This is a genomic window from Mesorhizobium sp. 2RAF21, assembly GCF_052115345.1.
Classification (GTDB): domain Bacteria; phylum Pseudomonadota; class Alphaproteobacteria; order Rhizobiales; family Rhizobiaceae; genus Mesorhizobium; species Mesorhizobium terrae.
Genome location: NZ_JBFRGM010000005.1, coordinates 223,662 through 236,946 on the forward strand (window position 1 = coordinate 223,662; position 13,285 = coordinate 236,946).

Sequence of the window (13,285 nt, forward strand, 5' to 3'; positions counted from 1 at the left end):
CCTCCACACCGCCTGGCTGAACGTCTACGCTGGGGAAACCGCCGCCGTCTTGGGCGGCAGCGAACGATCTATGCTGGAAACGAACAATGCCGGCAGGTAAAGGAAAGTGAAAAAACTATAGTTTAATCAGTGGGTTGGTGGGAACGCAAAGGCGTGTCCCGGCACTGTCTGTCAGCGCGTTCCGTACACCGGCGCCCGTGCCTGGAGGTCAGTTGGCTAATATCTTGGCGCGTACTTCGGACGGCGTCGCGTCGAAGCGCTGGCGAAACGCGCGGTTGAAGGACGAGATGTCCGAGAAGCCGGCGTCATAGGCGATGGCGGCGATGGTAAATCGGGCCAGATCGCGCTTGTGCAGCAGCCGGAAAGCCAGGTCCAGCCTGGTTCCGCGCAGGAAATCGGAGAAGGTGGAGCCCTCGCTTTCGAACAGGCGCTGGATGTAGCGCGGCGTCACGCCCTGGCGTTTGGCCACTGCATTGATGTGCAGGTCCGGGTCGTGCTGCCGTTCGAGAATATCCTGCTTGATCAGTTTCAGCCGTGCGGCGGCGATGCCGCTGTCGTTGCGCTCGGCGCCGCCGCGCACGAAATCGTCCAGCGCCAGCGCGCTGAGATCGAGAACGTGCCGCGAGACGATCTCCTGCGCCTTCTCGGTCGTCGGCGGGTTCTTGAGCAGCATGGAGACATAATCCGCGAACAGCCGCGACTGCTGTGTCACGCGCGGCACGATATAGGTCGGCTCCACGTCGACACGGGGAGCGAGGCGTGCCAGCACCTGCCGGTCGAGCGAGATCGCCTGCAGGCGGGCGGACTTGCCCTTCCAGAACTTGAACGGCCGGGCCTGGTTGATGAACAAAAGGTCGCCGGCCTTGATCTTGATCGGTTCGCCGCCATCCACCTCCATTTCATGGTCTTCGCTGTGCATGGTCAGCAGGTAGTTGTCGCGGCCGTCCTGCGTCAGGTCGCGCGTGCGGGCGCCGGACATCGCCGGGTAGAGCGCATGGCCGACGGTGACGCTGCCAGGCAGCGTCATGGCCTCCAGGTCCATTGCGATATTGTCCTTGTCGACGGGGTGCAGGTGCAGCCCGCCCACCTGGCGCGCCACGAAGTCATGCACGAAGGCCATCTGGCCGGCGTGCTGCATGCCTTGCGTCGACAAGCGCTGCATCGGAAAAGATCCGACGGTCATTGAAGGGGCCTCATTGCGAAGATCAACTCAAACGAGCCCGCACGGATATTGTGCCTGCGGCCAGTCATCTGCGATGCACGAAAAACAACTCCGGCCAGGGTGGATTTGTATCCACGAACCGGAGCAATGTTTATTTCTCCGCTGTTTTTGACTATAAGATAAAAATTGGACCAGTGCCATTTGGTACCGCGCCCGGGGGTCAATGGATCAGGCAAGGCTTCTTTCGTCGGTTAATCGCATCCATGCGGCCGCGCTGGCGCCGCATGAGTGGTCGCTTGCGCTGGAAGATGTGGCTGAACTGACCGGCGGAGATCATGCCGTCCTGGTTCGATTGCCGACCAGGACCGAACCGGGCCAGCTCCTGGCCAGTACCCGTCTCGACGTCGATATCCTCGCGCGCAGTCTGAGCGCCGGCGCGGAACTCGCGGCGGCGCGGCCGTCGGTTGCTAACGCGACTGCCATAGCAAGATCGGCCGATCGCGAATTCGTCAGCTTTGCCGCCGGCGCAAGTCCGGCGTCGCCGTTGCCGGCGCTGCGCGGCACGACCATGACCCGCGCGACGCTGATTTCCGACCGCGAATTCGAGCGCAGCGGCTATTACAACGAGGTGGTCAGGCCGATGCGCGGCTTCCATGCCGCACTCGCCCGGTTCGGCGCCGGGGATGAATATGCGTTGGCCATATGCCGGGGTCGGAGCGCCGCCGATTTCGGTGCGGACGAGATGTCGGGCCTGGCCGCACTCGTTCCCCATTTCGCCACCGCCTTGCAGGTCCAGCAGCGCCTCAACCACGCGCAGGACAGTGCCAGGGGGCTGGCGCACCTGCTCGACCGCATTTCTGCGGCACTGGTGATCGTCGATGGCGAGGGCTGCGTCTGTTTCGTCAACCAGCGCGCCGCGGCGATATTGGACCGGGCCGAAGGGCTCGCCCTGCAGAAAAACAGGCTGGTGGCGACCGACCCGGGCGGCAACCGCAGCCTGCAGGAGATTTTTGGCCGGCTCGGCCGGTTGGCCATTCACGACGGTTCGGCCGAAATCAGGTTGCGGCTACCGCGCGAACACAGCCGCTCGCCGCTGCTGCTGTCGGTGCTGCCGGCGGCTTCCTTCGAGACCCAGGGGCTGTCGCATCGCCGCGCCGTTGCGGCAATCTTCATCACTGAGCCGGATGCCCAGGTCGTGGTCGACCGGGCGGCGCTGGTCGATGTTTTCCGGCTGACCAGGCGCGAGGGCGACGTGGTCGTTCTTTTGGCCAGCGGGCTGGAAATTCCTGAGATCGCTGCCACCCTGGGCCTAGGCATCGGAGCGGTGCGGAATTACCTGAAGGCCGCCTACGAAAAGACCCGCACACACAGCAAGGCCGCGCTCGTGGCATTGGCTCGCGGCTTTGTCGCACCGACCGCCTGAGACGACAGTGATAGGGCTCCTGAGGCTGCGCCCTCGCTCATTCCCTATTCAGTCCAGCAGCGGCGCGACAAGCCAGGGCCAGCATGCCTTGCGTTTTCTGGTGAACGCCCCGGCATGGCCGATCGAAGCGAGCGCCAGCTGGATGGGCCGCAACAAGGTCAGGCCAGCCTTCGCCGCCGGATAATAGCTTGCCAGTTTTCCGGCGATCGCCGGGGACACCAATGGATCGTCCTCAACGGCGACCATGGCCAGTTTGAACTTTGCTCGATCGAGGCCGGGGACGGGATATTCCGTGCCCCAGAACGCACGGTGATAATCGCGTTGCCGGCAAAGATGGCGCCATTCCCAATAGACGCCGCCCGGAATGTCGGCCCCGAAACCCAGGCGACGCCCTGGCAGATAGCCGAAGAGCGTTACCGCGAGCGGACCAAGCAGCCACCAGAACGCCAGGATGCGCGCGAACGACGATTGCGGGTGGTCGCGCCAATGGGTCGGCCCGGAGGCGACGGCCACGACACGGTCGACCTTGGCGATATCGTCATGGAAGGCCAGCCACTGGCCGCCGAGCGAATGGCCGATGACGCGCAGCGGCACCGACGGGAAACGACCGGCGAGGTAGGTCAGCGCGCCGGATTGATCGTCGATCGCCCAATGGCTGAGACATGTCGCCGAGCGGGAAAGGCTGCCGCTGCCCGAACGGCCGAAGTCGCGATAATCATAGGTCAGCACGGCCACGTCATGGGTCCGCGCAAGCCAAAGCGCGAAATCCGCGTAGAAACTCGCCGGAAAGCCGATGCCGCCATGCAGCACCACCGCGAAACGCGGCTCGGTGCCGGGCAGATGCAGGCGTCCTGCCAGGGCGCGGCCATCCTTGGCCTGGAAGCTGATCTCCTCCAATTGCCATTTCTGAAAATGGCTGGTGGCGACGCGTCGCACGCCCAACACTTCGGTCTGCTCCAAACATGCCCCCGTTCGCTTTGAAACGATGGCGACTGTCCTCGCTGCGTCGTCTCCCCATCGCTTCGCTCCCTGTCTAGGAGGCGAAGTTCGGTTTCGTCTTGGGCGGTAGCGAACGACCTATGCGCAGAGCGAACTCGCACGGGCGAATTTTCTCTTTCAAAGGCAGGGCGGAACTGGCGTTGCGGGGTCGTTACCGTTTGCCCCGCATCAATATGTGCCTAAATTCGTAAGCGGCGGCCTTCGCACTTCGCGAGATCGAGCGAATCTCTTAGTTTCGCTGCATGCGTACCTTGTTCAAACGCAGGCTGCCTTCAGCAAAGTTGCGACCGCTGCTGCCACGCTCCGCCATGTTGGCTGCAACTGGCGGGATGGTTGCGCTGCTATTGGCCGGCTGTGCCCAGCCACAGATCGCGTCGTCGACGGACACGCAGATGATGTCGGCGGAAAAGGCGTTTGCCTACCCGGGCCCGGGCGGACCGGCGATCACCGCCGTGCTGGAACGGCGCTATGCCAACGCCATCCAGCAGGAAATCGCGCTCGCCACCTCCGCGCACACATCCGGCCAGAACATGTTGCGCGTTCAGCTGTTCGGGCCGGTGGACACGAAAACCACGGGGCAGACCCGACTGCGCGACGGCTTCCTGCCGCCGAGCAACATAAGCACGGAGTTGCGGCAGCTTTTCCCCGGCATACGCATGGCGCGCTCGCCATATTACGTCCAGAACCGATATGGCCCGTTCGGCTACGCGGTCGGGCGATCCACGGCCGGCGATACCTGCATCTATGCCTGGCAGCGGCTGACCTCCACCGGCTCGACGCAAACCCTGATCGGCAACAAGGGGTCGGTCCAGATCAGATTGCGGCTTTGCGACCAGTCCTTGCCGGAACATCGTCTGCTGCAGACGATGTATGATTTTACGATCTCGTCCTATTTCCAGTCGAGCGGCTGGAATCCCTATGGCGATGCGAATCCGCCGGATCCGTTACTCGGCAAGTCCGGTGCGCCGATTTATCCGGCGGCGGCCGGTGGCCCGGCCGTGCCGGATGTGCGTCCCGCGCCGGTCGCCGCACCAGTAAGGTCGTCAGCGCGGGGCAGCCCTGCGAGGACCCAGCAGGCGCTGCCACAGCCGGTTGGCCCCGTCGTGCCGCCACCGCCGGTTTCGGGCGCGCCTGGGGCGGAAATCCCGCAGACGACGACAGGCAAACAGGTCGTTGTACCGTCGCCGAGGGCGGCAGTCATCGTGCCGCCGCCGCCATGCGATCCGACAACAACGAACTGCCGATAGGCAGGCTGATGGAAAGGAATCATTAACCATATCCGTGGTCATGGAGGAGACTAGGCCTCCCATTCGTCTTTGATGCTGAAGCGGGAGGTTCAGCGGAACACGGAGCGCTGCGAGGCAAGTCCAGAACGTCCCGTCGGGATGGCGGGGACGAGGTTCCAGATGGTGGAAAGACGGATTTGATGCGCAAACTGATCATAGTGCTGCAATGGGCCGTAGCCTCCGTTGCGGTGCTGGGTCTTGTGACGCTGCCGATCAGCCTTGAGACCCAGCTGGTCGCGGGATTGTCCGTTGTTCTCGCGATGATGATCCTGAAATTGGTGCGACCGGACGGCATGTGGCGGCTGATCGCGCTGGCTTTCGGTACGGCTGTCGTCATGCGCTATGTCTACTGGCGCTCCACCAGCACCTTGCCGCCGATCAATCAGCCCGAAAACTTCATCCCCGGCTTCCTGCTCTACCTCGCCGAAATGTACAGCGTGCTGATGCTGGCGATCAGCCTTTTCGTGGTGGCGCAGCCGCTGCCCTCGCGACCGTCGCGGGCGAAGTTCGACGGCAGGTTGCCGACGGTCGACGTCTTCATCCCGACCTACAATGAGGAGCCGGCGCTGCTCGCCAATACGGTGGCCGCGGCGATGGGCATGGACTATCCCGCCGACCGTTTCACCGTCTGGCTGCTCGACGACGGCGGCACGCTGCAGAAGCGCAATTCCGAACGGCTGACCGAGGCGGACAACGCCGCGAGGCGGCATGTCGAACTGCAGAAGCTCGCCGCCGATCTTGGCGCCCGCTATCTGACCCGCGATCGCAACGAACACGCCAAGGCCGGCAATATGAACAACGGCCTCGACCATTCGAAGGGCGAGTTGATCGCGGTTTTCGACGCCGACCACGCACCGGCTCGCGACTTCCTCAAGGAGACGGTCGGCTATTTCGACGAGGATCCACGCCTGTTCCTGGTCCAGACGCCGCATTTCTTCCTCAATCCCGATCCGATCGAGCGCAATCTGCGCACCTTCGAGAAGATGCCTTCCGAGAACGAGATGTTCTACGGCGTCATCCAGCGCGGACTGGACAAGTGGAACGCCTCGTTCTTCTGCGGCTCGGCGGCCGTGCTTCGGCGCTCGGCGCTCTTGGAAACCGACGGCTTCAGCGGTGTTTCGATCACCGAGGATTGCGAGACTGCAGTCGAACTTCACTCAAGAGGCTGGAACAGCGTCTATGTCGACCGACCGCTGATTGCCGGGCTCCAGCCCGCCACGTTCGCATCCTTCATCGGCCAGCGCAGCCGCTGGGCGCAAGGCATGATGCAGATCCTGCGGTTCCGGTTCCCGCCGCTCAAGCGTGGTCTGACGTTCCCGCAGCGCCTCTGCTACATGTCGTCGACGCTGTTCTGGCTGTTTCCCTTCGCGCGGTCGATCTTCCTGTTCGCCCCGCTCTTCTATCTGTTCTTCGACCTGCAGATATTCACGGCCTCGGGCGGCGAGTTCATGGCCTACACGCTCGCCTACATGATCGTGAACCTGATGATGCAGAACTACCTCTACGGGGCGTTCCGCTGGCCGTGGATTTCGGAACTCTACGAATATGTTCAGACTATCCACCTGCTTCCGGCGGTGGTTTCGGTGATCGCCAATCCGCGCAAGCCCACCTTCAAGGTCACGGCCAAGGACGAATCCATCGCCACGAGCCGGCTTTCCGAAATCGGCAGGCCGTTCTTCGTCATCTTTGGCGTTCTGCTGCTCGGCGTCGCCATGACCATCTACAAGGTCTATGCCGAGCCCTACAAAGCCGACGTCACCCTGGTCGTCGGCGGCTGGAACCTGCTCAATCTGATCATGGCGGGATGCGCGCTGGGCGTGGTCTCCGAGCGCGGTGAGCGCGCCGCGACACGACGCGTGAAGGTGAGCCGCCGCTGCGACTTCAACCTCAATGGACGGTGGCTGAAGGGAACGATCGAAAACGTCTCCGCCAACGGGGCCAGGGTCGTGGTCTCGGGCGCCGAACTGGAGGAGATCGCGCAGGGTGCCGAAGCGGCCTTGCGTTTCCGCACCTTTGCGACCGACACCGACGGCGTCCTGCCTGTCGCCATCCGCAATTTCGAACGCACCGCCGACGGCATCGCCATCGGCTGCCGCTATCGCCCGCAAGAGGCGGCGCATCACAAGCTGGTCGCGGATCTGATCTTCGCCAATTCCAAGCAGTGGGAGGAATTCCAACTGTCGCGCCGGGGCAATCCCGGCCTGTTGCGCGGCACCTTCTGGTTCCTGCGGCTGGCGCTCTACCAGACCTATCGCGGCGTCGTTTATCTCCTGCGCGATATTCGCGGCCGATCGGAGCATGACACGCCCGTCGCCAAGGCCGCGGAGCGGCGGCCATGAGAGCACGGCTCTACGCTGGCCTCGCAGTGCTGTTGTCGACAGTGGCCGCAGGCGCGCAATCGATACCCTTCGACATGACGCCCGAGCTCGGCCGTCCGGCGGCCAGTGGCCAACCCCAGACACAGCCGTCGCAGGGCACCAACCCGCAACCGCTTCCCACCGTTGCCGACAGGCAGCGGCGCTACCTTCTGCCGTTTCCTGAATTCGTACTGTCGGGTGAGACGGCGCGCCGCTCTTGGGCCATCTACCTCACCCAGCAGGAGGCTGCCTCGCCGGCAGGGCTTCGCATCGGCTACCAGAACGCGGTTGTCGTGGCGCCCGAGATTTCGCATCTGGTACTGTCGATCAATGGCAACAAGCTGGTCGATACACAGATCAAATCGTCCAATGGCACGGCCGAGCTTGGCGTCGACATCCCCGCCAACCTGCTTCACCAGGGCCTGAACGAGATCGTCGTCGAAGCGCAGCAGCGCCACCGCACCGACTGCACGGTCGCATCCACCTATGAATTGTGGACACGATTTGATCCGGCCAAGACCTTTCTGACCTTTCAGGACCAGGCTGCCGGCCGCTGGAAAAGCGTCGAGGACATCCGCGCCGTCGGGGTCGACGAAAAAGGCGGGACCAGTTTTCTGTTGGTGGCGCCGTCAATGACACAAACCCCGGCCACGGTTCCCGTCGTCCGGTTGGCCGAAGTGCTGGCCACATTGTCCAACATGCCGAACCAGACCTTCGCACTGCGCGAGAAGCCCGATGCGCCAGCGCGCGCCGGCCAGGCAGTGGCGGTCGTTGGCCCGGCAGCCGACATCCAGCAATACCTGCCGGCATTGCCGCCAGGCGCGACGACCGCTCCGGTCTCGGCGATGGTCGACGATCCCAATGGCGGCCCGTCCACCCTCGTGGTCACCGGGCCCAACTGGCAGGCTGTCGGCTCGGCGGTCGAGGACATCGCCAAGGTTCTGGACCGGCCTGCGACCAGCCAGCGAACGAGCCTCGCCACGCAGACATGGCACATGCCAGACGTACCGCTTTTTTTCGAGGCCGGGCTCAAGACATTTTCCGAACTGGGCGTCGCCACGCAGGAGTTCAGCGGCCGCCGGTTCAGGACGGATTTCATGATCGGCATGCCGGCTGATTTCTACGCCGATTCCTACGGCCATGTGACGCTGCTGCTCGATGCTGCCTATTCGCAGGACGTGCTTCCCGGCAGCCACATTGATGTCTATGTGAACGGCAACATCGCCGCCACCATGCCGATCACCTCGACGGGCGGCGAGATCCTGCGGCACCTGCCGATCAATGTGACGATGCGCCATTTCCGGCCGGGCGACAATTCGATTGCGATCGAGGCGGTGCTGCAGACAAAGTCGGATGCTGTGTGCGCGCCCGGTGCCACCGGCTCCGGCAGCAGCCGTTTCGTGCTGTTCGACAGTTCCGAGCTGGTGGTGCCGGCCTTTGCCCGCATCGGCCGGACGCCTAATCTCAGCGCCGTCAGCGGCAACGGATTTCCCTATGGCAGGGCAGGCGAGCCGGTACCGCTCATCGTCGACAACAGCGAGCCCAAGGCCTTGTCGGCCGCCGCCTCCCTGCTTGCCAGAATGTCGGTGGCCGCCGGCCGGCCGATACCCGTCAAGGCGGCAACGGCAAGCGGAGCGACCACGGATCGCGATGCGATCTTTGTCGGTGCGGTCTCGCAAATCCCAGCGACGGTGCTTGCTCAATTGGGCATCGCCGGTGATGTGGCGCTGACCTGGGGCGAAGCCACGAGCCCGGCCGGCACCAACACCGATGCCACCTTCGACGAATGGCGCCAGAGGCTGCGCGGCAGCGGATGGCGCGGTCAGGTCAGCATGTTCGAGGATTGGCTGAACCGGACGTTCAATTTTTCCTTCAGTTCGTTGCGGCTGATCCCACGCTCTGACCGGCCGTTCTCGCCTCCGGGCGGCACCAGCTTGCTGCTTGCCCAGCAGGCCAGCCCGGACGGCTTCGGCACCTGGACCGTTGCCACCGCGCCGAACGCCGACTTGTTGCAGGAGGGCGTCGACGCGCTGGCTCAGCAAACACAGTGGCGGCAGCTCAGCGGCCGTATCGCCGCATTGGATGTCTTGAGCCACAAGGTGACGACCGAGCCAGTGGTCAGGTTCGGGTTCGTGCAGACGCAGCCATTCTCCATTTCGAATTACCGGCTGATCGTGGCGAACTGGCTGTCGGCCAATGCGCTTGCCTATTCGGTGGCGCTTGCTGTGCTGTCCATCCTGCTTGGCCTCGCCACCGCAGGTCTGCTCGCTTCCCTGGGCAGGCGACCATGAGGGCGCGCATCCTCATTCCCGCTGGCCTGGTTGTGCTTGGCGCCCTCGCGGTCGCTAATGCGGACCGGCTTGAGCAGTTCGTGCGCGGCGGTACAGGCATGGGCGCACAGAACCTGGCCGGCGGCGACATGACGGCAACGATCGCCGACGTGCATACGATTTTGGCGCAGGCTGATGGCGGCACCGCCACGCCCCTGTCGGCCCGCCCGACCGCCCAGCCGAAGGTCGACGAGACGGCGCTTCGCTACTTTGCCGCCAGGGGCGACACCAAGCGCCTGGAAGCCGAGATCGCCAGGCTGAAGGCGCTTTACCCCAATTGGGTGCCGCCGCAGAACCCGCTCGCGGCAGCACCCGTCGGCGATCCCCAGCTCGATGCGATGTGGAAGCTTTATTCCGACGGCAAGCTCGCCGAACTCGAAAAAGCCATCGCCGCGCGGCAGCTGGCCGAGCCCGGCTGGACGCCGCCGCCTGATCTCGTCGATCGGCTGAAACTCGCCGAGGCGCGAGAACAGCTCGTCAAGGCCGCTGACCTGAAGAACTATGACGAGGTGGTGCGGCTCGGCGCCGCTAATACAGGCCTTTTGACCTGCGGCGACGTCGATGTTTTGTGGCGGGTGGCGGAGGCCTTCGCCCGCACCGACCGCAAGGATCGCGCCACCGACGCCTATCTCTATGTGCTGAGAAATTGCGACAAGCCCGAGGAGCGGCTGGGTAGCGTGCAGAAGGCTTTGCCGCTGCTGCCGCGCTCGGACATTGCCCTGCTGCTTGCGCTGGAGCGCAAGGCGCCCGACGGCAAGGGCGAGTTCGAACCGGTGCGCGCCGACATCGCCCGCCAAAGCCTGGCCGATGCCGGCAAGGATCCGAAACTCACCGTCCTGCCGGAAGACCTGGCCCTCGTCGAAAAGCTGGCGAACGACCAGAACCTGGTCTCCGACAACCTTCTGCTTGGCTGGTACCATTTGCGCCGCGACAATCCGCAGGGCGCCGAAACCTGGTTCCGCAGGGCCTATCTGAAGGAAAGCTCCGCCGAGACCGCACAAGGCCTGGCGCTCAGCCTGGTCGACACCAACCGCGCCGCCGAGGCCGAAACGGTCCTGTTCCAGTGGCGCGACAGCAGCGACGACACGAAAAAAGTCTATCTGGCCGCCGTCGCCAATCTGCTTGCCGCCAATCCACCGCCGCAGCCGACGCCGGAAGTGCTGGACCGCATGTCGCGCGCTGTGGTGGCCGCGAAGGATCCCGTGTCGGCGCAGCAGTTCGGCTGGTATGCCGACGCTTTGAACCAGTTCCAGACAGCGGGCCAATGGTTTGCGCTGGCACTCGGCTGGAAACCCGACGACGAGCCCAATGCCTATGGGCTTGCCCTGATGCGCTGGAAGCTCGGCGACAAGGCCGGCGTGCGCGAGATGCAAAGGGCCTGGGCCGGCCGTTCGGAACGGATCGCCCGGGTGGGCGAACCCGAGGCGAAACCGCGCAACGGCACGCCAACGGCACCTCTGCCGCCCCTGGCGCCAACCCAGCCCCGGGTCGAGCCGCAGGCGAGGGCGCCGGTCGCCGTATCGCCGACGCAGGAGGCCGCGCCCGAACGCCGGGCTCGGCCGCGTCGTGCTGCGGCGCAGCCGCGCAATTGCCAGGCAACGCAGGACCCCACCGGCATGGCGCCCGAACAGGCCCTGTCGCGCGGCTGGTGCCTGATGGAGATCAACCGGCCGCTCGAGGCCGCCGCCGCCTTCGAGGTCGCCCTGCGCGGCAGCGGCCGCACCCGCAGCGACGCGGCCTATGGTCAAAGCCTGGCCTATCTGCGCGCCGGCCTTGCCGACCGGGCGGCGGTGGCATCGACGAAAGCCCCGCTGAGCGGCGGCCGCGCCACCGAAATCCGCACCGCGCTTCTGGAACAGCAGGCGCTCGCCGCCTTCGAGCACGGCCGCTATCGCGAGACCCTGATGACGCTGGAGGAACGGGCCCGCATCGCGCCCGAGCGCATCAACCTGATGATCCTGCGCGGCTATGCCTATCTCAAGCTGCGCCGCTTCTCCGATGCCGAGCAGGTTTTTCGTGCCGCCGCCGCCACCGGCGACCGCGACGCCTTGAAGGCGCTCGGCGATCTCGCTCGCGCCCGCAATCCGAATTAGCAACCGGGAGGCGGCTCCGATTTCCTGGCGAGAGCCGTGCGACGCCTAGCAGATATTGCCGCGCTGGACCAACGATCGCCGCCAAGAAGATTGGCGGCCACGGTATTGGCGACCTATGTCATCAAGGGACGATCGCCTATCCTCGTGCCAACCGCGCCTCTGGAGCCCAATATGACCGACACCCCGCAATACACGCCGCCGAAAGTCTGGACCTGGGACAAGGCCAATGGCGGCGCCTTCGCTTCCATAAACCGGCCGATCGCCGGCGCCACTCACGACAAGGACCTGCCGGTCGGCAAGCACCCGCTGCAGCTTTATTCGCTGGGCACGCCTAACGGCCAGAAGGTCACCATCATGCTGGAGGAGTTGCTGGCGCTCGGCCACAAGGGCGCCGAATACGACGCCTGGCTGATCCGCATCAACGAGGGCGACCAGTTCGGCTCCGGCTTCGTCGACGTCAATCCGAACTCCAAGATCCCGGCGCTGATGGACCGGAGCGGCGACAAGCCGGTGCGTGTGTTCGAATCCGGCGCGATCCTGATGTATCTGGCCGAAAAATTCGGCGCCTTCCTGCCCACAGCACAGCCGGCGCGCGCCGAAGCTCTGTCCTGGCTGTTCTGGCAGATGGGCTCGACGCCGTTCCTCGGCGGCGGCTTCGGCCATTTCTATGCCTATGCGCCGGAAAAGATCGAATACGCCATCGATCGCTACGCGATGGAGACCAAGCGCCAGCTCGACGTGCTCGACCGCAGGCTGGCCGAGAGCGACTATGTCGCCGGTTCCGAATACACCATCGCCGACATGGCGATCTGGCCCTGGTATGGCGGCATGGTGAAGGGCTGGAACTACGGTGCGGCCGAGTTCCTGTCGGTGCACGAATACAAAAACGTGCTGCGCTGGGCCGACCAGATTTATGCTCGGGCCGCGGTCAAGCGCGGGCGCATGGTCAACCGCGTCTCGGGCGATCCGGCCGGCCAGCTGCGCGAACGCCACGATGCCAGCGATTTCGAGACGAGGACGCAGGACAAGCTGGAGACCGTCGGGTAGGGGCTTGCCGCCCTTTAGCCTGTTACTGGCTGTCAGAGGGATGTGACGAGGCGGCATCTCCCACGCGTTCGTCATTCCGGGCCAGCGAGGCGAAGCCGAGCGCCGACCCGGAACCCATTGAGCAGCACGGCCGGGTCCTGAGTTCGCACGGACAGCTGTGAAATATGCGGCGTCGGTTCGGCTGCTGGGCGGTCCAGGACGAGGACCGAGCCGTGCCCGACGACGGGCGGCCAATGGGTTCCGGCTCTCGCTGCGCTCAGCCGGAATGACGGCGGTGGCGCAGTCGCGTCGACGCGATGACGCGTTGATACACTTCTTCATCGCCACGCTGCGGAAATCCGCCCTGGCCTTTGCCAAGAAATGCTCCCTTGCGGGAGGTGGGAAGCGGGGCGCCGGGTCGGTGCCTCTTAGCAAATAGTACGTGGCGCCTTCCGGGCGCCCCGCCAGTGTTCTTGCCCCGGACCGACCTCGCCGTCATTCGCGACGGCAGACTTCGGGCCTCAAAGCCGCCATTCGCGGCGGCCGGGTTTTTCCAGGGCCCGGACTTAGGGCTCGTCACCAGACAGCGCCACCGTAGCGCTGCCAGTC

The 13,285-nt window shown here is 64.7% G+C and carries 8 protein-coding genes; 6 read left to right on the forward strand and 2 right to left on the reverse strand.

Features of this window, described 5'->3' with window-relative positions; translation table 11 throughout:
• Positions 1-208 precede the first annotated feature (208 nt).
• Positions 209-1,162, reverse strand: a complete 954-nt coding sequence (locus AB4136_RS10365; protein ID WP_036253957.1) for an AraC family transcriptional regulator — start codon at positions 1,160-1,162, stop codon at positions 209-211.
• A gap of 223 nt (positions 1,163-1,385) precedes the next feature.
• Between AB4136_RS10365 and AB4136_RS10370 the strand changes: the two genes are divergently transcribed.
• Positions 1,386-2,585, forward strand: coding sequence for a helix-turn-helix domain-containing protein (locus AB4136_RS10370; RefSeq protein WP_024923721.1), 1,200 nt, complete (start codon positions 1,386-1,388; stop codon positions 2,583-2,585).
• Between the two features lie 48 nt (positions 2,586-2,633).
• Here AB4136_RS10370 and AB4136_RS10375 read toward each other — a convergent pair whose 3' ends face one another.
• Positions 2,634-3,545, reverse strand: coding sequence for an alpha/beta hydrolase family protein (locus AB4136_RS10375; protein WP_024923720.1), 912 nt, complete (start codon positions 3,543-3,545; stop codon positions 2,634-2,636).
• A gap of 431 nt (positions 3,546-3,976) precedes the next feature.
• Between AB4136_RS10375 and bcsN the strand changes: the two genes are divergently transcribed.
• The 5 genes from bcsN to yghU all read left to right on the forward strand — a co-directional run bounded on the left by bcsN (position 3,977) and on the right by yghU (position 12,697).
• Positions 3,977-4,831 carry a cellulose biosynthesis protein BcsN gene (gene bcsN / locus AB4136_RS10380; RefSeq protein WP_161773074.1) on the forward strand — a complete coding sequence of 285 codons (855 nt, stop codon included), beginning with the start codon at positions 3,977-3,979 and terminating at the stop codon, positions 4,829-4,831.
• A 179-nt stretch (positions 4,832-5,010) separates the two neighbouring features.
• On the forward strand, positions 5,011-7,209 hold the full coding sequence (gene bcsA / locus AB4136_RS10385) for a UDP-forming cellulose synthase catalytic subunit (RefSeq protein ID WP_065998103.1): 2,199 nt from the start codon (positions 5,011-5,013) through the stop codon (positions 7,207-7,209).
• Positions 7,206-9,518: a cellulose biosynthesis cyclic di-GMP-binding regulatory protein BcsB gene (locus AB4136_RS10390; protein WP_024923717.1), complete on the forward strand. Its 2,313-nt coding sequence runs from the start codon at positions 7,206-7,208 to the stop codon at positions 9,516-9,518. The genes bcsA and AB4136_RS10390 overlap by 4 nt, the downstream gene beginning before the upstream one ends.
• Entirely contained in the window at positions 9,515-11,650 is a 2,136-nt protein-coding gene (locus tag AB4136_RS10395) for a hypothetical protein (protein ID WP_065998101.1), read from the forward strand. The genes AB4136_RS10390 and AB4136_RS10395 overlap by 4 nt, the downstream gene beginning before the upstream one ends.
• Positions 11,651-11,821: 171 nt before the next feature.
• Complete coding sequence (yghU, locus tag AB4136_RS10400; protein ID WP_024923716.1) at positions 11,822-12,697, forward strand: glutathione-dependent disulfide-bond oxidoreductase; 876 nt, start codon at positions 11,822-11,824, stop codon at positions 12,695-12,697.
• The last annotated feature ends 588 nt before the right edge of the window (positions 12,698-13,285 follow it).